We start from the raw sequence: 25,314 nt of genomic DNA on the forward strand, positions 1-25,314 counted from the left end.
TTATTCAATACCGTACTAATTTAGCAATTCCTTTAGTTGTTATATACTTTTTTGCGCTCTTCTTTTTGCTGATCAGTACAACTGCCCTATTTAGTTTGCCAGGATTTAAGTTCAATATCTTATTTTATGGCATAACAATACTCTCCACGACTGAATCACTATACTGCATTTTACAGTCCTTGGGATTTTGTAAAAGCCATAGCCTGCTTTTTCCTGTTACCGGAAGCTATAATAATCCAAATGTAACAGCAATCTTTTTAGCCTTAACAATGCCCGTTTTCTTGTATTTCTTCAGGAAAAAACACAAGTGGTTAATCCGCATCTGCTTCCTTATTCTGCTGACAGCTATTCTTTTACTTAAATGCCGTGCCGCATTTATAGGTACAATTATCTCTGTAGTCGTTTTTTATGGCATGGAATACAATCTGATTTCCTGGATAAAAAACAACAAAAGCAAACCCACGGCAAAAGCCCTGTTTATTTTAAGCTTTCTTATTATAATTCCATTTAGTTCCTATTTGTATAATTCCAAAAAGGATTCTGCTGACGGACGGAAATTTATTTGGAAAGTCTCAGGCGTAATGGCACTGGAAAAACCTTTAGCAGGGTATGGTTATGGTTACTTTGAAAAAGAATACAATTTATATCAGGCCAATTATATAAAAAACGGAAAAACAACACCGGAAGAACTCAAGAATGCCGGACCAGTAATCATGCCCCACAACGAGTTGCTGCATAATTTAGTGGAAGGCGGATGTATAGGACTGTTATTTGCCGGACTGTTTTTCGGTTCTCTTTTATTTGCCGTAAAACAGCGAAAAAAAACTGATGGAGAAAAATCAAATAACCCTGAAACAAAAAACAGTTTTTTTAATATAAGTTATGCGGGAGTTATTGCATTCATAGCCATGTCTATGGTCAATTCTACGATTCAAATCATTCCCATAATGGCTTTATTGATTATTTATGCGGGTATTATCTGCAGTACGCTAAACCCCTTGCAGCTTCCCTCATTTTTTCTCAATTTTCGTATAAGCAGTACTGCATTTTCAATCATTTTGATGATTACAACTATTGCTTTTAGCTGTTTTCTTGTGTGGACTGTTTTCGGAGTTGCCCTGGCAGACAGAGAAAATAAAAAGGCATCCCTGCTTCAGGAAGAGAAGCGATATAAAGAGGCGTTACAGATTATGCATGGTCTGGAAAACCATTTAAGTGACGATCGGAATTATTGGAGAAATCTGGGCGTCATTTATATCAAAACAAAAAACTACCAACAGGCGATTGACTGCTTTAACAGAGCAAAGAAATGGAGCTCACTCCCTGATTTATATTTTGCTCCCGGTATGTGTTATGAAAAGCTTCACGATTATCCAAAAGCTATAGCTGAATATAAACAGCTCGTTTTGTTACTGCCTTCAAAATTTGGGTATCGCTTTAGGTTGATGCAGGCGTACTACAAAAACAATGACATGGTCAATACTATGATAACAGCCAAAGAAATTCTGGCTCTTGAACCAAAAATTCCATCCTCTAAGGTAGAACAGTATAAAAAAACAGCCAGGAGTTTATTAAATAAAATAGAATTTGACAGAACAGCTAAGCAAAAAGTTGCCAGCATCAATAGTCAATTAATAGCCCAACCAATCAAAATTAAATCGTAAAAAAATATGTTTAATTATTTTACCAGAAAAATAGCCCAGAACACTAAAAAAGTAATTTTTATTTTATTCCCTTTTATATTACATGCCCAATATCCAATTGACGTCGAAGCAGTTTTAAAAAAGGCAGGCAGTAACCGAATAGAACTTGAAAAGGCACTACAATACACCGACAAAACTAAGGACGAGCAAAAAATAAGCGCCATGCAGTTTTTAATCAGCAATATGGATATTCATTCTTCATCTGATTATTATTGGGAGAACGAAGCAAAGGAAAAAGTCAACTATGATGAGTTGACATACCCAGACTTTTCTCAGTCCAAAACGGCTCTTACCGTGATTAAAGAAAAAAATCCGGGACTGAAGCCCAAACCCGTTATCTATCAGGATATAGAAACCATTACAGGCGATTACTTAATTCAGAACCTTGAAAAGGCTTTTACAGCATGGCATTCATCTGCAATGAAGAATGTTTCATTTACTGATTTTTGCGAATATATTTTGCCTTATCGGGTGAGCGAAGAACCGTTACAGGATTGGCGTACAGCTTATGCAGATAAGTTTAAATGGATCAGTGAGCAAGTACCAACCAAAGGATTCAAGCCAGTCTTGTTTGCTGTCAAAGATGATTACGGCACATGGTTTACCAATACCTGGGGTGAACAGCGTAAAGAGCCTTTGCCTCGATTAAGTGCTTTGCAATTATTGTTCAGGAAAGAAGGACCTTGTCCTGACATTGCTGATCTTGGGGTATTTGTGATGCGTTCACAGGGAATACCTGCGGCTGTAAATGTAATCTCGTATTGGGCAACCGCCACGGGAGGCCATTTTACGAATACTTTTTTTGATGATAAAATGCATCCTTACAATTGTGATTTTGGGGCAAAAGATTATGAGGAAGATTTAAAAAGAGAACCTGCCAAAGTCCTGCGCCTGACCTATTCCAAACAGCCTGAAACATTGGCCAGTTTTGAAGACAAAAACAATATCCCCACTGCAATTTTGAAACAGCAAAATTATATAGATGTTACTAAAGACTACTGGGAGACTACAGATGTAACATGCCCGCTATATGATTCAGCAAGCCCATCCAAAATTGTATACGCCACTACTTTTAACGGACTCTCATGGAGACCTTTCTGGTGGGGAAAAGCAGCAAACGGGAAAACTACTTTTAACTCTATCTGCAAGAAAACAGTTTTGATTCCGCAATATTATACTAATGGAAAACTGGTTCCTGCCGGAGCTCCTGTAATTGTTGGCGATAAAGAATCTAAAGTATTGCTCCCTGACCTTACGCAAACCAGAGAAGTTCTGATTGCCGAAGCCGATAAATACTTAAAATTTAAAATGGGTGTGACCTATAAATTATTTTACTGGAACAACGGCTGGAAACTGATAGAGGCACGGGAAGTAAAAGAACAGGTTACCTCTATGCTTTTTTCTAAAGTACCCAAAAATGCTTTGCTGATATTATTGGCCAGTGATTCTAAAAAATTAGAGCGTCCTTTTATAGTAGATGATCAGGGTAACAGAACATGGTTTTAAATAAAATTATAACGCTTTTTTTTTCAAAACAATGTAATCGATTACTTTGTTTTGAAATGAATAAAACAATAAAATTAACAATTTCAAATATGAAAACAAAAATACTATTCTTAGCTCTATTATGCTTTTCTATGATAAGTCAGGCACAAGTAAGCCAAAATATAAGCAGACTATTTCCGGCGCACATTGTCTACAAAATAGATGAAGTAAATTCAAAAGTAAACTTGTCTGAAGACAAACAAATTAAAATAGCCAGAAAGCTTTATACTGCTGACAGCCTGGCAAATGTCAGTCTTGCTAAAGGTGAACCTGTTGCCCAATTAAAATCGTATTATAATCTTGATGCCAATTTTTTAAAATCCATTTTATCTCCCGAAGAATTAGATACTTATGGATATGAAACAGATAAAGACAATCGTTATTTGACCGCCATAAAATTTGCAACAGATTTAAAACTGGAACCCTCACAAATAAACGAAATACGAAAACAAAATGACTCTCTGGCTGGTGTTCCAAAAATATCGTCAAAAGAAACGATCCGTATTTACAATAAAAAACTGCATAGTATTCTAGAGAAAGAGCAATTTATATCATTACTTAAAATAATATATCAGGAGCAATCAACAGAAGAGGCAAAAAGTGACTGGGCAAAAATAATAAAGCTCAAGCTGGTTGCCGATAAAAATGACAAAACTGAATACATGAATGTTTTGCATTATCACATGACCAAAAACGCTTTTTTGGATAAAAAAGCGGATAGGTATGAGAAGACTAAAAGAGACCTTTTAGCGAAAAAAATAGCATTGGGCGAACCGCCTATTTTAGTACATGCCAGTATATTGTCCGACGGTTCGTACACCAGTAATAAATACTCCTCCATAATCAAATACGAAAAAGAAGTCGAACTTACCAAAAGCCAGATAGACACACTTTTGGTAAAGTACAAACAATTGGAACGGATTAAGCTGGAAAACAAAGAAAAAGAATCATCTTCAGAGGCTCCAAAAGTGGTCCCTTCAGAATATGAAAATATTGCCCAGATATTAAACTCGGAACAAGTAAAAAAATGGCTGATTCAAAAAAATAAACAAGCTGCTAAAAAAGAAGCGCTAAAAAGTTGGGAACAACTCGAAGCGGAAGGCTTAACCAAAGATTTGGATAAGGATAAAACACTGACCGAATTTGCGGTCTACCAATTACAATTCCTGGTAACCAAAGACAGGGCAATGGTGTACCATACCCAGGAAAACATTTTTGCAAAACGTGACATCGAGAAGAAAAAGCCGGAGTTATTAAAACAGCTTGATGCTATTAACCAAAAGAAATCTCAAAACACCAAGACAAAACAAGCTCTGACGTGGTAGAAAAGCAGCAAGAAACTTACTAATTATGAATATAAAGAGAAGTAAGTTTCCTGCAAATTATAAATCACAATAACATCTTAAATAAAATTAATAACCAAACTAAATAAATATGAAGAAAATTACCAAGAAGGCAGTCTTATTGCTGCTGTTAGCAGGTGCGCTATGTCAGGCACAAGAAAGCCCTGATATTAAAAAAAGCTTACTGGCGGCCAGATTGCAGCTGCTGCAAGGCAGCAAGACGTATAATCCTGAAGAAGCAATCGCGACTTACAAACAACTGGCTAATTTAGGAAATGGCGAAGCCATGAATGCTTTAGGCCTGATATACAACAAAGGAATCAGTGTTGCCGTAAACGAGCAGGAAGGAATCCAATGGCTCGAAAAGGCAGCCGAAGCAGGATATGCCAAAGCCTGGTATAATTTAGGGATATTGCTTAAAGATGCGGATAATCCTTTGGATCAGACAAAAGCATTAAGCTATTTTGAAAAAGCAGCAAAAGCTGGTTACACTAAAGCCTATCATGAATGGGGCGGAATGGTAATGAAGGGAAAGGCACCTCACAGGATTATCCTTTGGCATTAAATATTTTCAAAGAAGGTGCATATAAGGGAGATTCCAGAGCAACATATTCAGTTGGATACATGTATTATAAAGGATTAGGATGTACGCAGGATTACGCCCAAGCTGTTCAACAGTTTGAATTAGGATCAGTAGAAGGAGGATTGTCTGCCATGTATATGCTTGGTTTATGCTACCGCAATGGCTATGGTGTCGCTATTGATGCAGAAAAAGCCAAATACTGGTTAAACAAATCCGCAGCTTTGGGATTGAAAAAATCTGAAATTGAACTTTCTATTCCTGAGGCAGAAAATGCACAGCCCAACCAAATAAAAACGGTTTCCCAGACAATTCCTGAGGTGATTACTATTACAGAAACAGAAGTTCCGGAAACCTTCCAGAAGGTGAAACAAGCACCGATAACTGCTAATATTTCCGGTAATTATTCAGGACATTTAGTACGTTATGACTGGAGCGGACAAAATATCATAAGCAAAACGCCATTGCAAATCGACTTTGCTCAAGATGGAACACAGCTTGTTGGGATATGGAAGGAAGAAGCCGGTGATACTGTTACATTTAATGCCCAAATTCAGGAGAATGCAATCGTATTTCAGGATTCCAGAATAGACAGAACGGAACATTTTTATAAAGATACTGTGGCAGCCTATGAATTCAAAGAAGCAAAATTACAACTGCTGCAGACTGATGAGTCGTTATTTATAGTAGGCAATCTGGCGCTTTATAATATAAAAGAGCGTGAGAATGAAAGACCGATGTATCTTATATTGGATAAAAAGCAGGAAAACGCAAGTGCGGAAAAAGAACTATTTTCTTCTGTTGTGATATATCCTAATCCCGTTGTGTCTGATTTTAACCTTAGTTTTGATTTAGCCAAAGATGTAGATGCAACTATGAGTATCTATTACATAACCGGCAGAGAATTATACCATGAGCAATGGAATGGTTTGATCGCAGGAAAACAAACCAAAACTTTAGCCTTAAATGCTCCTCCTGGTTATTATCTTTTGAGATTGACCTATGGTACTGAAATAAAAACTACACTTTTAATTAAAAAATAAGAACGATGAAAAACAAATACTTTATATTAGTCTTTACGTTCTTATGCTTGTTGGCGGCGCAAAACAGTTACTCGCAAGACTGGCAGGACATGGGCTGGGACGATGCTACAAATGACTTTGTGCAGGATTATGTAGATCAGGGTGGTACTGTTGATTATTTCAATGACGCAGAGGATTACGCAGAAGCAATAAATAGCGATGGTGATTCATACAATGATTGGGAATATGGCACTTATATCGATTCAGACCTGGTAGGGACAACAATAGAAAAAAGTGACGGAACTATTTATGATTATGTATACACGGAAGGATGGTTTCTTGTTAATCATTCGTCCGAAGGTAAAACTATTGATATATTTGATGGACTATTAGATACTCACAATTATGACAATGAGAATGGTACTGGAGATGATGATCAATATCCATATCCTGATGATCCTAATAATATACCAACTAATGATCCTCCTACACCAGATACTCCAGGCACTAGAAGAGTTTGGTATTTGGATGATGATGGAGACGGCTATTATGCTTCATATGTGTTCGCAATAGACAAACCGTTCGGAAATTATAAAGAAAGCGGTGAAGGATTTGATTGTGATGATAACAACCGTTTCAAAAATTTAGGCACTGACTGTGGATGGAAAAAATGGTATCTGGACGAGGATAAAGATCAATACCACAGCGATGAAACTGAAGAATTAAATTCTCCGGGTATAGGATGGGTTCTTAGCACAAAGGGTACTGATTGTGAAGAAAGTGATCCGGACATAACTGATCAATGCAGACGCAAAACGTGGTATCTGGATTTGGATGGCGATGGTTTTCATAGTGATGAAATTGTGGCCGGAGATTCTCCGGGTGCTGGATGGGCTCTTGAAACAAAAGGAATAGATTGTGATAAATATGATCCAATGATAACTATCCAATGCAGGCCTAACACTTGTAAAGAATGTCCCGAGGTAACATCTTTAGTAGCAGTTGTAGATGTGTTGCCAGTACAGACCGCTGATTATGGCTACGTTGATATTAATGGTAATGTTTATATAAAATCAGAAGATGGCACGTACAAAAAGCCATCGCAATTGAATCCAAATTCTGCAGTTGATAGAAAGGCAATGAACGAAATTGCTGCTTCATTGGCACGCACTATTAAAGGAATGAATAAGAATATTAAAATTGTATCTAACCCTGGAGAGAAATTATCCTTAGAAAACCAGGCCTGGAGTACTGGTAACATTATAACATTAAATACTAATGGCGGTTATAATCGAGATTTTAACAAGGTGAATAATTTTAAAAGTATATTAAAACATGAAATATTCCATGTGGATGATTATATTCATAATGTTCCACAAAATTACGAAACGCATGCCGATGTATATTTAAAACAAATGGAACACGAATCTTTTAAAAATGCAACATTTGACTTTCGAATTCATAATGCTGGGGCATTCTGCATCTATTTATTAAATATAGATCAGGAGAGGAAAAGATTAAATGAAAACTATAATCATGATATAGTTCTTGATAGAATTAATCAGTTTAATTTAGAACATAAGGGTGAAATTATTATTGAAAGACCCGAATTTGGACAATATAGTCTTGGAAATCTATGGTTAAATGTTAGAATGAAGGGCTTTGAGTCACAACCTATAAAATACATATATGAAAAAAATTAAATTATTATCTATAATATTTTTCGCTCTTTTAATTTCATGTACTAAAGAAAATAAAATTGAGGATATTTTTATAACTCCAAAGGATTATTATTGGCAATATAATAATACTTGTTATGATCTTGCATGCGCTGGTATCAATATTAGATTTGAAGAAGATGGATATTCTCATCGATATGATTTCAGTATAAAAAAAGGTTATACTTTAAATGAAGGATTTCATGGTAGTGATATTTCAAATGAACCTCAAAGGTGGTATGTGAAAAAAGATTCTACATTAATATGGAATGGTTTTAAATATAAAATAGAACATATTGATCATACTGTAATTGTGTTATCCTATTTTTTACCAAAAGATAAAAAACAACAATGTTCAATAAGATTACTTAAAGTGGTAGGAGAAAAGTAAGGAGTAAATATAAGAGGTTGTTTTAGGACAACCTCTTATATTTAATATTGTCTAGTCCTGAAATAGCTATACACAAAAAGTCAGGATATACAATTTATAAACCAATCAATGAATAAAATAATTATAATATTGTTACTGATATCGAGTATATCATGCAGCAAAAAAGGGGATATCGAGTCTATTTTTATCGCCGATAAAAACGAATACTGGGTACATCATGATTATTGTTACAATACCGGAGGTAACTGTTTTCACTTTAATGAAAATGGAAGTTGTGATAGATTTTTGGTAACACACGAAGGTTTTACGCTTGCCAACAGTGAAGGTGATTTGGTAAATGACCCCGGAACTTGGTCTATAACAAATGACTCAACGTTTGTTTGGGATAAAGGGGTCTTTAAAATAGAGAAACTTACAAAAAAAGAAATTTTATTATCATATTATCATTATGAGTTAAAGGGTATAAAATGTTTCGTAAGACTATCAAAGTGGGTGCAAACACCGCAAGGGCCAAAACCAGTAGATACGCTGGATAATGTTAAATAATAAGAAAAAAATAGAGGTTGCCCTAGAAGGCGACCTCTTATTTTAAATATTGTCTAGTCCAGAAATAGCGATACTCAAAAAAGTGAGGATATATAATCTATAAACCAATCTATGAATAAAATGATTATAATGCTGGTTCTGATATCGAGCATATCATGCAGCAAAAAAGGGGAAATCGAGTCTATTTTTATCGCCGATAAAAACGAATACTGGGATGACGCAGATTATTGTTATAATAGTGGTGGAAATTTTTTTAAATTTAAGGAAAATGGAAGTTACGATCGTTATATACTGTACAATAACTATTTAGGCTTTAGACTAGCCAACAATGACGGTGATTTGATACGTGATCCAGGAACTTGGTCTATAAAAAATGACTCTACATTTGTTTGGGATAAAGGGGTTTATAAAATCGAAAAACTTACAAAAAATGAAATTTTATTATCTTATTATCACTATGATATAAAAGATAAAAAATGTTATGTGAGGCTATCAAAATGGATCAAGACACCGCAAGGTCCAAAACATTTAGATGAGCAAAGTAATATTAAGAAATAATTATAAAAGAGGTTGTTTTAGGACAACCTCTTTATTCTTAAATATTTATCTACTCCTGAAATAGCTACACACAAAAAGTCAGGATATATAATTTATAAATCAATCAATGAATAAAATAATTATAATATTGTTACTGATATCGAGTATATCATGCAGCAAAAAAGGAGATATCGAGTCTATTTTTATCGCCGATAAAAACGAATACTGGGTTCACCATGATTATTGCTTCAATACCGGAGGTAACTGTTTTCACTTTAATGAAGATGGAAGTTATGATATATTTTTGGTAACAAATAAAGATTTTACGCTCGCCAACAGTGAAGGTGATGTGGTAAATGACCCCGGAACTTGGTCTATAAAAAATGACTCAACGTTTGTTAGGGATAAAGGGGTCTTTAAAATAGAGAAATTTACAAAAAATGAAATTTTATTATCGTACTACAATCATGAGTTTAAGGGTATAAAATGTTTCGTAAGACTATCAAAGTGGGAACAAACACCGCAAGGACCAAAACCAGTAGATACACTGGATAATGTTAAATAGTAAGAAAAAATAGAGGTTGCCTATATTAAGGCAACCTCTTTACTTTAACAGCTCATCTCTATTCGTAAAGGGCGTCTAAAGCTTGAAAGTAGGACAAAACCTGTAGATATGTTGGATAATGTTAAATAATAAGAAAAAAATAGAGGCTGCCCTAAAAAGACACATAGAAACTAAATGAAAACCTAAATAATGAAAAAAATAACTTTAATATTAATTTGCATAACATTTATTTCTTGTGATTTTGTAAAAAAACAAAACAAAAGCAAATTTGACAACATTTCAAAAGAAGACACTACTTGCATAAAAGATGTTAATGATGCAAAAATTGATATTCAAAAAGGCAAGTTAATCTACTGTTATACAATGGGCGGTCTATTATATCATGGATTACGTTCGGAAAAAGAGCTTACTTTAGTCTTAAAGCAAAATAACATTGAATTTAGAGGTGTTATTGTTTCTGACGTTGAATATGAAAACCAAACTCACTGCTATTGTGAATTTATGGAAGAAAAAATTCAAGAAAAATATGGAAAAAGATTTATTGATTCCATATTAGTTCTTTCAGATAAATTATATCTTAAAAATAGTATCAATGATACTTTATATTATGCAGATTGTGATAAATATCCAAACTATCCGAATGATAATAGCGAAGATCAAGATGAATATAGTGAAGTATTACAAAATGAATTAGAAAAGAAAATAACTTATCCAAAAGGCTACATAAAAAAGAAAAAACATGACGATTCAGCCTTTGTCGACATCCAATTTTATGTTAACAAAAAAGGAGAAGCAAAAATATTAAGTTTCTGGTTCATATTCGATATAAAAATAAATGACAAGTTTAAAAGAGATTTAGAAGCAGAAATCAAAAAATTTATAAAAACAGAAAATTGGACACCTGCTCAAATAAGAGGAGAAAATGTAAATTCAGATATGAATTTGAGATTCCATCTAAAATGAAAATAACAAGATAACCTATAAGCTAAGATAAAGGTAATCAAGAAGATACAAGTCTAAAAATTTGTAACTTTTTTTAAAACAAATTAACATGGATAGAATTTTTAAAAAATCAATTGCTATATTTTTAATTTTATTGATTTTAGGCTGTAAGAAAGACGAAAAACCAATTTCTAATAATAATCATAATACTTTAATTTCAGAAGCCAGAAATTTAATTCGGCAGAACTGTAATATACTTCTTGATTCTGTGGAACAATTTGATCCACCATTACCAAACGGAAAAAAAGTCATACCAAAATTAACAATTGGTTTAATGGATTCTATCCCTAAACGAGATATGAGTTTACGCATGGGTAGGTCTGATGGAGATACTTTTGCTGAATTCAAATTAGAAAAAGCTGATTTACTTAATTTTAGATCAACATACAAACTTAATTTAGTCAAAGTAAAAAAAGAGGATACCAATATTTTGCTTATAACTTTTTCTGAGGTAAGTATAAAAGGAAATCACGCGTTTGTTGTAGTTAAAAAAGTTAGGGGAATTGGTATGATTGAAGATACATTCTATTTTAAAAAAGAAAATGGCAAATGGGTTTTCATAAAAAAAGAGTTCTCAAAGATGGGGTAAATGTAAAATACACTAAATATGGGTTAATCCTTAAACCAAGCTGTAACTTGCTTGCTTGAATAGATTAGAATAAATATTTAAAAAGGCATAATTAATTCAAAGCTACAAGCCTAAAAATTTGTAGCTTTTTTATCAAACAAAATAACGTGGATAGGATTTTAAAAAAAATAGTCTTTGTCTTTTTATTTTTAGCAATTTTAAGCTGTAAAAAGGAGGAAAAATTAGACTCCGATAAAAACAATTTAATTTTAGAAGGAAGAAGTTTAATAAAAGAAAACAGTAATATATTAATTGATTCGTTAGATCGATATGATTTAAGATTCTTAAGAAAGAATGAAAAATTAGAGTCCTTTACTGTAAAGCTGCTTGATTCGATATCTATTGATGAAAAATATTCAAGATATGATTATGGAACACGCAATTTCCTTACATTCAAACTTGAAAATAATGATTTATCAAATTTTATATCACCTTACAAGCTTAATTTGATCAAGGCAGAAAGTTATGATGGTAATATTCTGTTTATTGCGTTTTCAAATCTTAAAATTGAAGGAGATAAAGCACAAATAATTGTTACAAAAGTTAGAGGAATAAGTAGCGTTAAAGATCGATATTATTTTAGAAAGGAAAACAATAGGTGGATTTTTACAAGGAAAAAATTCTTAACGATGGGTTAACTTTTAGCTCAGACGCAATATTGAGTTTATGACTTGTTGTCGTAACAAATTAGAACAAAAATTTTAAATTAGAAAAAACTAATTCAAAGCTACAAGCCTAAAATTTGTAGCTTTTTTAATTTACAACAGGATTTTTAGAATTAGTAAAAAGTTCCAAACTTAAAAGCAGTCAATTGTAATTTTAATTAAAGAGATAAAATATTCAGTATCCTTTACATTACAATTCAGAGTTAAGCCTTATTTATTGACTTACATCAATTTTTCACACTTACATAAATTTCATCTTTGCAATGAACATTAAAAACAAAAAAAGATGAATAAAAAGTATTTTAAGTATATCAATACACTATTTGTAGTTTTACCAATGACTTTGATTATGGCATTTGTAGGCTTGATTCGGAATTATGGTTTTGGGGAAGATTGGTTTTTTAAATTCTTAAATGCATGGACGATCATGCTTCCTGTTGCTTACCTGTCTGCATTTTTAATCATTCCGAGAGCCCGAAAACTGGCTGAAAAAATAAGTCTCTAAAAAGACTACAAAAAATTCGATTTTAATCAATCGGATTTTTTGTTTCTCTTTAATCTGGTTTAAATTTGTAAAAAGCATTGAATATGTATGAACAACTCGCCAAATTTATTAAAGACAAAGTTAGTATTTCTGAAGAAGATATAGATTCTATTTTGCCTTTCTTCAAAACGCTTTCTGCTAAAAAAAATGAATTTTTGGTTAGCCATGGCGAATTTGGCCAACGGCTTTATTTTGTAGAAAAAGGATGCCTTCGTATTTTTTTTATCAATGAAGAAGGTCAGGAATCTACCCGTTTTATCGCTTTTGAAAATCATTTTGCCTCTGCACTCGTGTCTTTCATTACCGAAGCTGCTGCTGTAGAATATGTTCAGGCACTTGAAGATTCGAAACTGCTGTACATTGACCGGAATGACTTTTTCAACTTATTGGAGAAATATCCCGCCTGGGAGAAATTCTATCGGTATTATTTAGAATTTGCGTATGTTACCAATACGAATCGTCTGATGTCCTTTATTACTATGGACGCCCGAACGCGCTATGAAAACCTGTTAAAAGAAAGGCCGATTGTTGTAAAAAGACTTCCTAATAAGGTCGTTGCTTCGTTTTTAAATATCTCGCAGGAAACGTTGAGCAGGTTAAAATCAAGGAAATAATTAGAATTTGATAAATTTTGGGGATTATTGGTTTCCTTACAGATAGCAACAAAAAAGCGAAACTCTAAAAGTTTCGCTTTTATTTTTTAAAAAAAATGTCTTATCGCTTATTCTCCACTAATATGAAGTTCAGCAAACTCCTTATCAACAATTAAAAAATGATTTGATTCTAAAGCAATTGAATCAAATTCAACTTTTTCATTATCAATTTCTATTTTTGTAACTTTAAAAGGCAATCCAATTAAGTTGATTTTATATTTAGTGTAAGGTGTATCATATTTACCTTCTTTATGTAACTGAATAATAAGTTCTTTCTCTTTTCCGATAGTCCTGAAAGACAGAAAGCTGTAACGCCCTTTTTTATAATCATATCCGTCCTGGGCATCCTCATAAACTACAGATTTCTCCTTACCGTTTTTATAGTATAAATCAAGTGTCAGTTCATCAAATTCAAGTTCCCCAACAAATTGCTGAACAGGATATTTTGGAATTACAGCGCCCGCTTTTATAAAAACAGGGATTTCATCAAATTTAGTATCAATCCAGACTTCTCTTCCTCCTGTTACAAATTCATTTGTCCAATAGTTATACCACTCCCCCCTTGGAATATACATTCTTCTTCCAACAGCATTAGGCTCAAGGATCGGGCATACTAATATTTGGTTTCCGAATATAAATTCGTCATTGCGATAATGTGTCTGAGTATCATCCTGATCATAATACACCAAAGGTTTCAGCATCGGAATGCCTTCTTCAATATATTGCCAGAACATAGTATACAAATAAGGCAATAACTGATAACGCAAATTGATAAATTTACGGGTAATATTAATCACTTCTTCATCAAAAGCCCAAGGCTCCTGATTACCATGATCTCCTGAAGAATGTGTTCTGCAAAAAGGATGAAATACGCCTAACTGAATCCAGCGAGTGTATAATTCACCTGTTGGCTGTTCGGCAAATCCGCCAATATCAGAGCCTGTGAAACCCATTCCTGAAATGCTCATACGCTGTACCTGAATATTGGCTATCCACAAATGTTCCCAGGTTGCTACATTATCTCCTGTCCATGATGACGTATATCGCTGAGCGCCTGAATAAGCTGATCTGGTAATAACAAACGGACGTTTCGGATAAGCAAATCGCTTCACACCATGATAGGTTGCCCTTGCCATTTGTGTACCGTAAATATTGTGTGCTTTTCTATGGCTGCAGGGATTTCCATCATAATCATGGCGGACATCCATGGGGAAAGTCTTGTTTGGAACCTCCATAACAGCAGGTTCATTCATATCGTTCCAAACCCCTTTTACGCCAATATCCGAAATTAATTCTTTAAATAAACCTGCCCACCATTCACGGACAACAGGATTGGTATAATCCGGAAAATTACATTCACCCGGCCAGACTTTTCCTTTCATATAAGGTCCATCGGCTCTTTTGCAGAAATAATCTTTTTCTAAAGCTTCTTTATAAACCGAATATTCTTTATCAATTTTAATTCCCGGATCTATAATTACGATTGTTTTAAATCCATCTTCGGCTAATTCTGCAACCATTTTCTTTGGATCCGGAAAATATTCTTTGTTCCAGGTAAAACATCGGAACCCTTCCATATAATCGATATCCAGATAAATGGCATCGCATGGGATTTTTAATTCCCTGAATTTAGATGTAATTTCTTTGACTTTGCTTTCCGGATAATAGCTCCATTTACATTGATGGTATCCTAAAACCCAAAGCGGGGGCAGTTCCGGTTTTCCGGTTAAATCTGTATAAGTGGTGACTACATCCTGCATTTGAGGACCATAAACAAAATAGTAATTCATTTCGCCGCCTTCAGCCCAAAAGCTTGTAACATTTCTTCTTTCCTGACAAAAATCAAAAAAAGTCCTAAAAGTATTGTCAAAGAAAATCCCGTATGATTGTTTATTTTGCAAACCAATATAAAACGGAACTACTTTATATAACGGTTCCTGATCTTTTTGATAGGCATATTGATCGGTAGCAAAATTTTCTACTCTTTTGCCTTTTAAATTCATTTGCGTGGCTTTATCTCCAAGACCGTAAAAACATTCCCCGTCTTTTGATGACTTACTCATTTTTACGATATTCCCTCCATATTCATAACTTTCTTCCCAATGAAATCCAAGTTCATCTTCAAGAATCAGCTGATCATTCAAATCAAAAATGGATAAGCGAAGATCTATTTTCTGAATTTTACATTTAACCTTACTGGTTCTGATGAGGAAAAAAGTTTCTTCTTCCGTGAGTTCAAGAAAGTTGTATCCGTGTAACTGGCTTTTGTCAATAGCATACGAAAAATCATTACTAAAATAGCCTTTGGTAGTAAATCGAAACCGAATTAAACTATCTCTTAAAATCGTAACTTTTAAAATTACCTTATTGTCGGTATGAAAAAAAATGGAATCACCCTGATGCTCATACGACACAATTTTCGTTGGATACAAATCTCCCTTATATTCTAATTGTGTATTTACAATCATATACTAAATGAATTAATTATAAGAACTCTATCTCAGTTCCAAACATACAAAAAAACTAAGTAAGCCTGCATGAATATTAGGTTTATTCACGAAAACGTTTTTTTTGACTGAGTGATAAATTACTTGTCAAAAAATAAGTAATTCAGTAATTTATATCTGAAAAAATCACAAAATCACAGCGCCTGAAAAAATAATTTTTACTGCACAAATGAATAAACCGTAACACTTAAAGGAGGCAGAATCAATTCGATAGAAAAATGTCTGCCGTCGTATGGTGAAGATTCAATTTTTAATGTTCCTGAATTACCAACTCCGCTTCCGCCATAAAGCTGAGAATCGCTATTGAAAATTTCTTTTAATATTCCTTTTTTAGGAACTCCAATTCTGTAATTTTCGCGAATAACGGGAGTAAGATTACAAACAATAATTAAATTTTCTTCAGGATTATTTCCTTTTCGGATATAGGATAAAACCGCGTTTTGATGATCTGAATAATTAATCCATTCGAAACCTTCTCCGCTGAATTGTTTTTCATACAATGCCGGATGTGATTTATATAATTGATTCAAATCTGTAATTACCTTTTTAATTTCTGCATGATAGTCGTATTGCAATAAATGCCAGTCCAGGCTGTTCTCGAAATTCCATTCAGAACTTTGTCCAAATTCAGAACCCATAAATAACAATTTGGTTCCCGGATGGGTAAACATATAGCCGTAAAGCAACCTTAAATTGGCAAATTTCTGCCATTCGTCACCGGGCATTTTATTCAAAATAGATTGTTTTCCATAAACCACTTCATCATGCGAAAAAGGCAGCATGAAATTTTCGGTAAAAGCATATGTCATCGAAAAAGTCAAATCATTTTGATGGTATTTTCGATAGACTGTTTCTTTCTGAAAGTATTTTAAAGTATCGTGCATCCATCCCATCATCCATTTCATTCCGAAACCTAATCCTCCGGTAAATGTTGGTCTTGAAACCATTGGAAAAGAAGTGCTTTCTTCTGCAATTGTGTGAACTCCATCAAAATTAGCATAAATAACTTCATTAAATTCTTTAAGAAAACTAATCGTGTCCAAATTTTCTCTTCCGCCATAAATATTAGGTTCCCATTCCCCTTCATTTCTGGAATAATCCAAATATAACATTGAAGCTACAGCATCAACCCGCAGGCCATCGACATGGTAATGCTGAAGCCAAAAAACAGCATTACTTATTAAAAAAGCACGAACTTCATTACGCCCGTAATTAAAAACAAGACTTTTCCAATCCGGATGATAGCCTTTTCTGCGATCCGGATGTTCATATAAATGCGAACCGTCAAAAAATCCTAAACCGTGTGCATCGTCAGGAAAATGTGATGGAACCCAGTCCAGAATCACACCTATACCGGCCTGATGCAGCTTATCTACCAAAACCATAAAATCCTGTGGCTTACCAAACCTGGATGTTGGCGCAAAATATCCAACCAGCTGATAACCCCATGACGGATCATAAGGATATTCCATTATCGGCATAAACTCTACATGTGTAAAACCCGTTTCCTTAACATAAGCCACTAAATCATCAGCCAATTCCAAATACGTTAAAAACCGATTATTATCCCCACGTTTCCAGGAACCCAAATGTACTTCGTAAACTGAATAGGGCTTATCCAAAATGTTATTTTCCTGACGGGACTGCATCCATTTATCGTCTTTCCAGTTATAATCTAAATCCCAGACAACAGAAGCAGTATGGGGAGGTTTTTCGCAGTATAAAGAAAAAGGATCTGCTTTTTCTGTTACAATTCCGTCAATACTGGATTGGATTTTATATTTATAAATTGTCCCTTTGGTTAAATTTGGAATAAAACCTTCCCAAATACCCGAAGAATCCCAACGTACCTGAAGTAAATGCTCCCCTTGTGTCCAATAATTAAAATCACCAACAACTGAAACAGATTGCGCTGTGGGTGCCCAAACGGCAAAATAAACGCCTTTTGCCCCATTAACTTCTACTAAGTGTGCCCCTAGTTTTTCGTATAATTTGAAGTGTTTCCCTGCTTTGAATAAATCGATATCAAAATCAGTAAATAGAGAATGCGTAATAACGTTGGACATATATTGAGTTCTTAATAGTTAGTACCTAGTACTTAGTTTAATTAGTACCTAGTAATTAGTTCTTAGTAATTAGTTGTTTGTTTGTTCTTGATATGTAGTAATAGTTCGTGGTAATTAGTTTTTAGCACAAAGTAACACTCTTTACTAATCACTAGGCACTAATTACTAAGGACTTAAAAAACATTAATCTATTCTGAAATTATCCGGAAGGACAGCATCTTTTTTAATAACAACAATACCATCTTTTATACTGTATAAATCATTGGTAAAATTCTCCAAATGTTTACCTCCGTTAATATGAACATTGTTTCCAATACGAACATTTTTATCAACCAAAGCATTTTTAATAAAACAATTGTTCCCTATTCCAACATGTATTTTATTGTTAGCGGTATCCTGATTCATTTCGTCAAGATCCTGATAAAAATCATTCCCCATCACATACGAATGCTGAATCACAGTTCCGTCTCCAATTCGGGAACGAATACCAATTACAGAACTTTTGATTTCCTGTGCATTGATGATACAGCCTTCAGATATTAAGGATTGATTGATGTTTGAGTTTCTAAATTTTGATGGAGGCAGTAATCTTGGGCGTGTGAAAATTTTATTCTCATTATCAAACAAATTAAATTCGGGTATATCTGCTGTCAAACCAATATTTGCCTCGAAAAATGAATCTATGTTTCCAATATCTGTCCAATATCCTTCATATTGGTAACTTAAAATTTTATGTTTCCCTACGGCTTGAGGAATAATTTCTTTTCCAAAATCTTTAGTATCCGGATTGGCCATCAAATCTATCAACAATTGGCGATTGAAGATATAAATTCCCATTGAGGCTAAATATTTTTTGCCTTTAGCCTGCATTTGTTCACTCACCTCAGACTCCCATTCAGGTAAAAGTGATGCGTCTGGTTTTTCAATAAAAGCTTCAATACAACTTTCATGATTGGTTTTAAGAATTCCGAATTCCGGTGCATCCTTAGCATTTACAGGTAAAGTAGCTATAGAAATGGCTGCATCTGCTGCAATATGAGCTTCCAGCATTTCGTTAAAATCCATTTGGTACAATTGATCACCGGAAAGTATTAAGGCATATTCAAAATCGTGCTTTAAGAAATGTGACATACACTGACGAACAGCATCCGCCGTACCCTGAAACCATGTTGGGTTATCCGGAGTTTGCTCAGCTGCTAAAATATCAACAAATGACTGACTGAAAATGCTGAAATTAAATGTGTTTTTAATGTGTGCATTTAACGAAGCCGAGTTAAACTGGGTAAGCACAAAAATTTTAAAAATATCCGAATTAATACAATTGGATATAGGAATATCTACCAATCTATATTTACCTCCGATCGGAACAGCGGGTTTTGACCTTGTCTCTGTTAATGGATATAAACGTGATCCCTGACCACCTCCTAAAATAATGGCAACTACTCCTTTTTTGTTAACTTTCATTTTTTTGAATTATTTGGTTGTATATTTCGATATATTCTTGACAAACTCTTTCCCAGGAATGATCAATGGACATTCCTGTTTTTCTTATTTTATTAAATTCTTCAGGATCAGCATATAATTTTACCGCACGTTTAATAGAATAACAAACATCACCAACTGAAGCCTGATCATGACAAATACCGTTTCCGTTATCTCCAAAATCAATTACGGTATCGCGGAGGCCTCCTGTTCTTCTCACAATAGGAATTGTTCCGTAGCGCAAAGCATACATCTGATTTAATCCACAGGGCTCAACCCGTGACGGCATTAAAATAAAATCGGAACCGGCATAAATCAAGTGTGCCAGTTCTTCATTATAGCCAATAAAAACATTGTAATTTCCTTTATAATCTTCCCGTAATTGCAATAATTGCGTTTCAATATCAGGATTCCCTGATCCTAAAATCAGGATATTAATATTTTCAAAATTCTCAGATAAAGCTAATGCCGAAGCCTGAGGCAAAAGATCACCGCCTTTTTCATCAAACAAACGGCCTATAAAACTAAATAATGGTTTTGCAGGATCTAAATCAAATCGTTCGCATAATTTTTCCTTGTTTTTTTGTTTTCCGGTTTCAAAATCCTCAATTGAATAATGTTCCTCAAGCATTTTATCTTTTAGAGGATTCCAGACTTCAATGTCTATGCCGTTTAAAATTCCTTTTGATTTATTGCGGACTTTATTAAATAATGATTCCAGTCCATTTGCTGACACATTAATTTCATCCAGATAACTCGGGGAAACAGTTGTAACCGCATGGGCACATTTAACCGCTACGGCTAATGAATTCAGGCAATTATCCCATTCTAAGAAACCAGCATGACGTACATCAAATTCCGGCAGGTAATTCATTTTATCATAACCAAACCAACCCTGATACAAACCATTATGAATTGTGATAACAGTTCTGATAGTACTTAATAGTTCATATTTATAGCTGTACTTAAGCATAAACGGAATAAGTCCGGTATGGTGATCGTGACAATTTATAACATCAGGAACAATATTCTCAGTCAAAATCCAGTCTAAAGCGGCAATTTGAAAAGATAAAAAACGCTCGATATCGTCTTCATATCCATATACCTCTGGCCTGTCAAATAATTCCTTAATTTCAATCAGGTATAATTCATAACCCAATTTATCTGTGACTTCTTTTAGTACATTAAATGGAAAATCAAAATTCCCTAAAGTAATACTGCCAGAATGTACATTTTCGAAAATATTTTCTTTTTTAAACTTTGTATCATAACCCGGAACTATTACCTTAACCTCATGACCCGCATTTTGTTGATATTTTGGCAATGCTCCAACAACATCAGCTAAACCGCCCACTTTTGCCATTGGATAACATTCTGCACTGATATGAAATATTTTCATTTAAGACTACTATTTAAAAAATGATGATAACTAAATTAGTATGTAAACTTTTATTATTTGTGGTACTTTTATGTTTTTTAAATTTAGGAAAAAATAAGCGAAATTGAGCCTTATCATAAAAATTATCATTATGCCAAAAAAAACACCAAATCCTACAAAATCTTTAAAAATCCCTCTGTTTATTGTTATTTCAAGTAGAATATGTGCCTTTATTTCCAGTAAACTCGTAACAGTATATGCAGCAAAACTTTTTACAACACCTATAAAACATAAAATTCCAAAAAGAGAATTGGAAATGGACTCCCGAAGTATCCAAAAAACCATTCATATTTCATCAATTAATAAAAACATTATGGTCTATGAATATGGCAAAAGTGATAAAAAAATATTGTTGGTACATGGCTGGTCAGGGCGCGGAACACAACTTTTTAAAATTGCCGATGCATTATTAGAAAAGGGATATTCCGTAATTAGTTTTGATGCTCCGGCCCACGGAAAATCAGAAGGCAAAACAACCATTATGTCTGAATTCATCGAATCAATTTTAGAAATCGAAAAACAATACGGTCCTTTTGAAACTGCCATCGGTCACTCGTTGGGCGGAATGTCGGTTTTGAATGCAATCAAAAACGGTTTGCAGGTGAAAAAAGCTGTAATCATTGGTAGTGGCGATATTGTACAAGATATTTTGGATGATTTTATTTTTAAATTAAGATTAAAACCCGAAATTAGTATTCGTTTGCGTAATCACTTCGAAACTAAATATAAAGTAAAAATGGATGACTTTTCAGCTTACAAAGCGGCAAAAGAATTAGAGATTCCTGCTTTGGTAATTCATGATAAAAATGATCCGGAAGTTCATGTAAAAGCTGGGATTAACATTCATAAACATCTTAAAAACGGGAGTTTATATTTGACAGAAGGCTTAGGGCATCGAAAAATTTTAGGAAATCAAAACGTAATTAAAAAAATTATAGAATTCATCACAGAAAACAATAATTAATTGAATTATCATGGATCTATTTGGAGAAACAAAGAATTGGGAAAATGATTTAAAACCCATTCTCAAGAAATATAAAGGAAAGAAACATCCTTTGGAGTATCAAAATACCTATCAATTATTGGTAATGGTTGTATTGTCGGCTCAGGATTCTGATGCCAATATAAATGCTATATCCCCTGCCCTGTTTGCTAAATTTCCAACATTAAAAAGTTTGGCAAATGCAGATTCTGAAACTTTCATGCCTTATGTAAGCAAAGTTCGAAATCATGCAACCAAAACCGGATGGCTGTTAGAAATTGCCAAAACTATTAAAGATGACAAAAATATCCCATTAACGATGGATGGCTTGACGGCTTTGAAAGGTTTGGGCAGAAAATCAGCCAATGTTATTTTAAGGGAAACACATCAGCCAGCCGAAGGAATTATCACTGATTTACATGTAATCCGTGTTGCTCCCAGAATTGGAATCGTGCAGGAAAGTAAAGATGGCAATAAGGTCGAAAAACAATTGATGGAGGTTCTGCCAAAAAAAATATGGTCAGAAATTGGTATGGCTATTTCATTTCACGGCAGGGAAATCTGCCGTCCAAAACCTAAATGCGAAGAATGTCCCTTGACTTATTGTTGTCAGTATTATTTGCATCTTAAAAAGGATAGTTGATTCAATATTAAGATTGAAGAAAATATTTAGTTATTTTCTTTTTTTATAAAAACATATATCGTAATATTGCAATATAAAAATTTATAAATGGGCGCAACTAAAACTGATCATTTTACCGACAAGCAAAATCAAATTGCCATAATTGCAAAAGCATTGGGACATCCTGCCAGAATCGCTATTATCGAATATTTACTTAAAGTAAATACCTGCATTTGCGGAGATATTGTAAACGAGCTTCCCCTGGCTCAGCCTACAATTTCACAACATTTGAAAGAGCTAAAAAACGCGGGTCTTATTAAGGGAAACGTTAAAGGAACTGCTATTTGCTATTGCATTGATGAAAAGGCCTTTTCTATTTTAAAGGATTATTTTTCAAAAATTATTTTAACTGTTACGAATCAAAAATGTTGTTAAACCTTTTTTTAACCAATTAAATCGCAATATTGCAATAAATAACTAAATGAAAAATTATGAAACTTTCAGAAATTAAAACCATACTGGAAACTGTAGAAACAGTAAATTTTCAATTACCAAACGGAAACTTCGTTCCCGAACACTTTCATGTTACGGAAGTGGGTCTAATCACCAAAAACTTTATTGATTGTGGCGGAACAGTCCGCAAAGAAACCGTTGTAAATTTTCAGCTTTGGGATGCCAATGATTTTGAGCACCGTTTAAAACCGAAAAAACTAATTCATATTATTGAACTCTCTGAAAAAATTCTTGGGATTGAAGATTTTGAAATCGAAGTTGAATATCAGGATACAACCATTGGTAAATATGATTTAGGTTTCAACGGAAAAGATTTCTTATTGCTTAACAAGCAAACGGCTTGTTTAGCTCAGGAACAATGCGGAATTCCTGCTGAAAAAACAAAACTGAACCTTACCCAGCTTAATACCAATAATACTAATTCATGCACTCCCGGCGGAAGCTGTTGCTAATTTTAAATTAATATGTTAAATAAAGAAACATTATTACCTAAAATAAAAGAAGTTGCATTGTCTTTTAGTTTTGAAGAAATTAACTTTGAACGCAAAAATATTTTACAACCGCTTATTGATTTTATTCAATTAAAAATTGAAAATCAAGAAGAAATCCGGCTGAATTTTATTTGCACTCATAATTCCAGGCGTAGTCATTTATCGCAAGTTTGGGCACAAACAGCGGCATATTATTACGGAATAAAAAATGTTTTTTGCTATTCGGGCGGAACAGAAGCTACGGCCTTATTCCCTAAAGTTGCTGAGACTTTAGAAAATACAGGATTTAAAATTCAAAAACTCTCAGAAGAGAATAATCCGGTATATGCTATAAAATTTACAGAAAACGAGGCTCCGGTTATAGGTTTTTCCAAAACGTATGACGATGATTTTAATCCTGCAAGTGGTTTTGCAGCTATTATGACCTGCTCGCAAGCTGATGAAGGCTGTCCTTTTATTGCCGGGGCAGAAAAAAGAATTCCAGTTACGTTTGAAGACCCAAAAGTTTTTGATAACACACCACAGCAAGCAGAGAAATATCAGGAACGCAGTCATCAAATTGCTACTGAAATGTTTTATGTTTTTTCTCAAATAAAAAAATAATATGGCTCCAAATCATTGTACACCAATTGCAGAAAGAAAAAAACTGGAATTTCTGGATAGATTTCTAACATTATGGATTTTCATAGCCATGGTAATTGGCGTTTCTATTGGTTATTTAATTCCGTCGAGTGGAAATTTTATTAATTCCTTTTCCAGCGGAACTATAAATATTCCACTGGCAATTGGACTCATACTGATGATGTATCCGCCTTTGGCAAAAGTGAAATATGAAAAAATGAGCGAAGTTTTTAAAAACACAAAAGTGCTTGGCGCTTCTTTATTCCTGAATTGGATTGTAGGGCCAATTTTGATGTTTGCGCTGGCTCTTTTGTTTTTAAAAGGCTATCCGGAATACATGATTGGTTTAATTTTGATTGGATTGGCGCGTTGTATCGCAATGGTGGTTGTCTGGAATGACCTTGCAGACGGAAACCGTGAATATGCTGCAGGATTAATTGCTTTAAACAGTATTTTTCAGGTTTTGCTTTATAGTGTTTATGCTTATATTTTTATTACAATTTTACCTCCTTATTTTGGTTATACCGGTTTTAATGTCAATATAAGCATTGGTCAAATTGCCGAAAGCGTTGGTATTTATTTAGGAATTCCTTTTGCACTTGGAATCATAAGCCGTTATAGTCTGATAAAACTTAAAGGTGAGGAATGGTTTCAGAATAAATATGTTCCCTTTATTTCTCCTATAACCTTAATTGCCTTGTTATTTACAATTATGATTATGTTTAGCTTAAAAGGACAATTGATTGTTCAGATCCCGATGGATGTTGTTCGGATTGCTATTCCTTTGGTGATTTATTTTGCTGTGATGTTTGTAATCAGCTTTTTTATCGGAAAGTATTTTGGTGCTGATTATTCGAAAAGTACTGCGATTGCATTTACAGCCACAGGAAACAATTTTGAATTGGCAATTGCTGTTGCCATTGGCGTTTTCGGAATTAATAGCGGACAGGCTTTTGCGGGTGTTATTGGTCCTTTGGTTGAAGTTCCTGCTTTGATTGCGCTTGTAAATGTTGCTTTTTGGTTTAGGAAAAAATATTTTTCTTAGAGGTTCTGATTTTCTAAATTATCAAGTCTGAGTAATTTTTAAACATTTCTAATGAAACCTAAAACCCTAGCCCGGATGGAAGCGACATCCTTTTGTGCCGGGGTT

The 25,314-nt window shown here is 33.8% G+C and carries 25 protein-coding genes; 21 read left to right on the plus strand and 4 right to left on the minus strand.

The window, feature by feature from the left end; genetic code table 11:
* The first annotated feature begins 179 nt into the window (after window positions 1-179).
* From ACEN92_RS04770 to ACEN92_RS04840, 15 genes are all read left to right on the plus strand, one after another.
* On the plus strand, window positions 180-1,664 hold the full coding sequence (locus ACEN92_RS04770; RefSeq protein WP_495641227.1) for an O-antigen ligase family protein: 1,485 nt from the start codon (window positions 180-182) through the stop codon (window positions 1,662-1,664).
* A 6-nt stretch (window positions 1,665-1,670) separates the two neighbouring features.
* Entirely contained in the window at window positions 1,671-3,209 is a 1,539-nt protein-coding gene (locus ACEN92_RS04775; RefSeq protein ID WP_495641228.1) for a hypothetical protein, read from the plus strand.
* 89 nt (window positions 3,210-3,298) lie between these two features.
* Window positions 3,299-4,573, plus strand: a complete 1,275-nt coding sequence (locus tag ACEN92_RS04780; protein WP_495641229.1) for a hypothetical protein — start codon at window positions 3,299-3,301, stop codon at window positions 4,571-4,573.
* 109 nt (window positions 4,574-4,682) lie between these two features.
* Window positions 4,683-5,156, plus strand: coding sequence for a tetratricopeptide repeat protein (locus ACEN92_RS04785; RefSeq protein WP_495641230.1), 474 nt, complete (start codon window positions 4,683-4,685; stop codon window positions 5,154-5,156).
* Window positions 5,099-6,214: a T9SS type A sorting domain-containing protein gene (locus tag ACEN92_RS04790; RefSeq protein WP_495641231.1), complete on the plus strand. Its 1,116-nt coding sequence runs from the start codon at window positions 5,099-5,101 to the stop codon at window positions 6,212-6,214. The genes ACEN92_RS04785 and ACEN92_RS04790 overlap by 58 nt, the downstream gene beginning before the upstream one ends.
* Window positions 6,215-6,219: 5 nt before the next feature.
* Window positions 6,220-7,896, plus strand: coding sequence for a hypothetical protein (locus ACEN92_RS04795; protein WP_495641232.1), 1,677 nt, complete (start codon window positions 6,220-6,222; stop codon window positions 7,894-7,896).
* Window positions 7,883-8,302, plus strand: coding sequence for a hypothetical protein (locus ACEN92_RS04800; RefSeq protein WP_495641233.1), 420 nt, complete (start codon window positions 7,883-7,885; stop codon window positions 8,300-8,302). The genes ACEN92_RS04795 and ACEN92_RS04800 overlap by 14 nt, the downstream gene beginning before the upstream one ends.
* 108 nt (window positions 8,303-8,410) lie before the next feature.
* Window positions 8,411-8,848, plus strand: coding sequence for a hypothetical protein (locus tag ACEN92_RS04805; RefSeq protein WP_495641234.1), 438 nt, complete (start codon window positions 8,411-8,413; stop codon window positions 8,846-8,848).
* Between the two features lie 111 nt (window positions 8,849-8,959).
* Window positions 8,960-9,406 carry a hypothetical protein gene (locus ACEN92_RS04810; protein WP_495641235.1) on the plus strand — a complete coding sequence of 149 codons (447 nt, stop codon included), beginning with the start codon at window positions 8,960-8,962 and terminating at the stop codon, window positions 9,404-9,406.
* 106 nt (window positions 9,407-9,512) lie between these two features.
* Window positions 9,513-9,950 carry a hypothetical protein gene (locus tag ACEN92_RS04815; RefSeq protein ID WP_495641236.1) on the plus strand — a complete coding sequence of 146 codons (438 nt, stop codon included), beginning with the start codon at window positions 9,513-9,515 and terminating at the stop codon, window positions 9,948-9,950.
* Between the two features lie 189 nt (window positions 9,951-10,139).
* Window positions 10,140-10,913, plus strand: a complete 774-nt coding sequence (locus ACEN92_RS04820; protein WP_495641237.1) for a hypothetical protein — start codon at window positions 10,140-10,142, stop codon at window positions 10,911-10,913.
* A gap of 88 nt (window positions 10,914-11,001) precedes the next feature.
* The gene (locus tag ACEN92_RS04825; RefSeq protein ID WP_495641238.1) at window positions 11,002-11,541 is read left to right on the plus strand and encodes a hypothetical protein; all 540 of its coding nucleotides are present in this window, start codon (window positions 11,002-11,004) and stop codon (window positions 11,539-11,541) included.
* A gap of 146 nt (window positions 11,542-11,687) precedes the next feature.
* Window positions 11,688-12,218 (plus strand): hypothetical protein, encoded by a 531-nt coding sequence (locus ACEN92_RS04830; protein ID WP_495641239.1) that lies wholly within the window; start codon window positions 11,688-11,690, stop codon window positions 12,216-12,218.
* 313 nt (window positions 12,219-12,531) lie between these two features.
* Window positions 12,532-12,750 carry a DUF2798 domain-containing protein gene (locus tag ACEN92_RS04835; RefSeq protein WP_495641240.1) on the plus strand — a complete coding sequence of 73 codons (219 nt, stop codon included), beginning with the start codon at window positions 12,532-12,534 and terminating at the stop codon, window positions 12,748-12,750.
* Between the two features lie 83 nt (window positions 12,751-12,833).
* A complete protein-coding gene (locus ACEN92_RS04840) occupies window positions 12,834-13,403 on the plus strand; it encodes a Crp/Fnr family transcriptional regulator (protein WP_495641241.1) in 570 nt (189 codons plus the stop codon).
* Between the two features lie 107 nt (window positions 13,404-13,510).
* Here the strand turns inward: ACEN92_RS04840 and ACEN92_RS04845 are convergent, their stop codons facing one another.
* The 4 genes from ACEN92_RS04845 to ACEN92_RS04860 all read right to left on the minus strand — a co-directional run bounded on the left by ACEN92_RS04845 (window position 13,511) and on the right by ACEN92_RS04860 (window position 20,896).
* Window positions 13,511-15,910 carry a glycoside hydrolase family 31 protein gene (locus ACEN92_RS04845; RefSeq protein WP_495641242.1) on the minus strand — a complete coding sequence of 800 codons (2,400 nt, stop codon included), beginning with the start codon at window positions 15,908-15,910 and terminating at the stop codon, window positions 13,511-13,513.
* 197 nt (window positions 15,911-16,107) lie between these two features.
* A complete protein-coding gene (gene glgB, locus ACEN92_RS04850) occupies window positions 16,108-18,015 on the minus strand; it encodes a 1,4-alpha-glucan branching protein GlgB (protein WP_495641243.1) in 1,908 nt (635 codons plus the stop codon).
* Window positions 18,016-18,198: 183 nt separating this feature from the next.
* On the minus strand, window positions 18,199-19,479 hold the full coding sequence (locus ACEN92_RS04855) for a glucose-1-phosphate adenylyltransferase (RefSeq protein ID WP_495641244.1): 1,281 nt from the start codon (window positions 19,477-19,479) through the stop codon (window positions 18,199-18,201).
* Window positions 19,469-20,896 (minus strand): glycogen synthase, encoded by a 1,428-nt coding sequence (locus tag ACEN92_RS04860; RefSeq protein WP_495641245.1) that lies wholly within the window; start codon window positions 20,894-20,896, stop codon window positions 19,469-19,471. Before ACEN92_RS04860 ends, ACEN92_RS04855 begins: the two co-directional genes overlap by 11 nt.
* 130 nt (window positions 20,897-21,026) lie before the next feature.
* Here ACEN92_RS04860 and ACEN92_RS04865 point away from each other — a divergent pair, with 130 nt between their 5' ends.
* The 6 genes from ACEN92_RS04865 to arsB all read left to right on the plus strand — a co-directional run bounded on the left by ACEN92_RS04865 (window position 21,027) and on the right by arsB (window position 25,209).
* On the plus strand, window positions 21,027-21,899 hold the full coding sequence (locus tag ACEN92_RS04865; RefSeq protein WP_495641246.1) for an alpha/beta fold hydrolase: 873 nt from the start codon (window positions 21,027-21,029) through the stop codon (window positions 21,897-21,899).
* Window positions 21,900-21,909: 10 nt separating this feature from the next.
* Window positions 21,910-22,560, plus strand: a complete 651-nt coding sequence (locus ACEN92_RS04870; protein WP_495641247.1) for an endonuclease III domain-containing protein — start codon at window positions 21,910-21,912, stop codon at window positions 22,558-22,560.
* A gap of 87 nt (window positions 22,561-22,647) precedes the next feature.
* The gene (locus tag ACEN92_RS04875; protein WP_495641248.1) at window positions 22,648-22,974 is read left to right on the plus strand and encodes an ArsR/SmtB family transcription factor; all 327 of its coding nucleotides are present in this window, start codon (window positions 22,648-22,650) and stop codon (window positions 22,972-22,974) included.
* Window positions 22,975-23,030: 56 nt separating this feature from the next.
* Window positions 23,031-23,504, plus strand: coding sequence for a DUF6428 family protein (locus tag ACEN92_RS04880; protein WP_495641249.1), 474 nt, complete (start codon window positions 23,031-23,033; stop codon window positions 23,502-23,504).
* Window positions 23,505-23,516: 12 nt separating this feature from the next.
* The gene (locus ACEN92_RS04885; protein WP_495641250.1) at window positions 23,517-24,146 is read left to right on the plus strand and encodes an arsenate-mycothiol transferase ArsC; all 630 of its coding nucleotides are present in this window, start codon (window positions 23,517-23,519) and stop codon (window positions 24,144-24,146) included.
* A gap of 1 nt (window position 24,147) precedes the next feature.
* The gene (gene arsB, locus ACEN92_RS04890) at window positions 24,148-25,209 is read left to right on the plus strand and encodes an ACR3 family arsenite efflux transporter (protein ID WP_495641251.1); all 1,062 of its coding nucleotides are present in this window, start codon (window positions 24,148-24,150) and stop codon (window positions 25,207-25,209) included.
* Window positions 25,210-25,314 lie beyond the last annotated feature (105 nt).

The organism is Flavobacterium sp. Flavsp81 (assembly GCF_059491325.1).

What these genes read in the sequence shown, in the direction of transcription:
- ACEN92_RS04775 (WP_495641228.1), top strand. Translation starts at nt 1,671, where the DNA reads ATGTTTAATTATTTTACCAGAAAAATAGCCCAGAACACTAAAAAAGTA.
- ACEN92_RS04780 (WP_495641229.1), top strand. Translation starts at nt 3,299, where the DNA reads ATGAAAACAAAAATACTATTCTTAGCTCTATTATGCTTTTCTATGATA.
- ACEN92_RS04785 (WP_495641230.1), top strand. Translation starts at nt 4,683, where the DNA reads ATGAAGAAAATTACCAAGAAGGCAGTCTTATTGCTGCTGTTAGCAGGT.
- ACEN92_RS04790 (WP_495641231.1), top strand. Translation starts at nt 5,099, where the DNA reads ATGGGGCGGAATGGTAATGAAGGGAAAGGCACCTCACAGGATTATCCT.
- ACEN92_RS04795 (WP_495641232.1), top strand. Translation starts at nt 6,220, where the DNA reads ATGAAAAACAAATACTTTATATTAGTCTTTACGTTCTTATGCTTGTTG.
- ACEN92_RS04800 (WP_495641233.1), top strand. Translation starts at nt 7,883, where the DNA reads ATGAAAAAAATTAAATTATTATCTATAATATTTTTCGCTCTTTTAATT.
- ACEN92_RS04805 (WP_495641234.1), top strand. Translation starts at nt 8,411, where the DNA reads ATGAATAAAATAATTATAATATTGTTACTGATATCGAGTATATCATGC.
- ACEN92_RS04810 (WP_495641235.1), top strand. Translation starts at nt 8,960, where the DNA reads ATGAATAAAATGATTATAATGCTGGTTCTGATATCGAGCATATCATGC.
- ACEN92_RS04815 (WP_495641236.1), top strand. Translation starts at nt 9,513, where the DNA reads ATGAATAAAATAATTATAATATTGTTACTGATATCGAGTATATCATGC.
- ACEN92_RS04820 (WP_495641237.1), top strand. Translation starts at nt 10,140, where the DNA reads ATGAAAAAAATAACTTTAATATTAATTTGCATAACATTTATTTCTTGT.
- ACEN92_RS04825 (WP_495641238.1), top strand. Translation starts at nt 11,002, where the DNA reads ATGGATAGAATTTTTAAAAAATCAATTGCTATATTTTTAATTTTATTG.
- ACEN92_RS04835 (WP_495641240.1), top strand. Translation starts at nt 12,532, where the DNA reads ATGAATAAAAAGTATTTTAAGTATATCAATACACTATTTGTAGTTTTA.
- ACEN92_RS04840 (WP_495641241.1), top strand. Translation starts at nt 12,834, where the DNA reads ATGTATGAACAACTCGCCAAATTTATTAAAGACAAAGTTAGTATTTCT.
- ACEN92_RS04845 (WP_495641242.1), bottom strand. Translation starts at nt 15,910, where the DNA reads ATGATTGTAAATACACAATTAGAATATAAGGGAGATTTGTATCCAACG.
- glgB (WP_495641243.1), bottom strand. Translation starts at nt 18,015, where the DNA reads ATGTCCAACGTTATTACGCATTCTCTATTTACTGATTTTGATATCGAT.
- ACEN92_RS04855 (WP_495641244.1), bottom strand. Translation starts at nt 19,479, where the DNA reads ATGAAAGTTAACAAAAAAGGAGTAGTTGCCATTATTTTAGGAGGTGGT.
- ACEN92_RS04860 (WP_495641245.1), bottom strand. Translation starts at nt 20,896, where the DNA reads ATGAAAATATTTCATATCAGTGCAGAATGTTATCCAATGGCAAAAGTG.
- ACEN92_RS04865 (WP_495641246.1), top strand. Translation starts at nt 21,027, where the DNA reads ATGCCAAAAAAAACACCAAATCCTACAAAATCTTTAAAAATCCCTCTG.
- ACEN92_RS04870 (WP_495641247.1), top strand. Translation starts at nt 21,910, where the DNA reads ATGGATCTATTTGGAGAAACAAAGAATTGGGAAAATGATTTAAAACCC.
- ACEN92_RS04875 (WP_495641248.1), top strand. Translation starts at nt 22,648, where the DNA reads ATGGGCGCAACTAAAACTGATCATTTTACCGACAAGCAAAATCAAATT.
- ACEN92_RS04880 (WP_495641249.1), top strand. Translation starts at nt 23,031, where the DNA reads ATGAAACTTTCAGAAATTAAAACCATACTGGAAACTGTAGAAACAGTA.
- ACEN92_RS04885 (WP_495641250.1), top strand. Translation starts at nt 23,517, where the DNA reads ATGTTAAATAAAGAAACATTATTACCTAAAATAAAAGAAGTTGCATTG.
- arsB (WP_495641251.1), top strand. Translation starts at nt 24,148, where the DNA reads ATGGCTCCAAATCATTGTACACCAATTGCAGAAAGAAAAAAACTGGAA.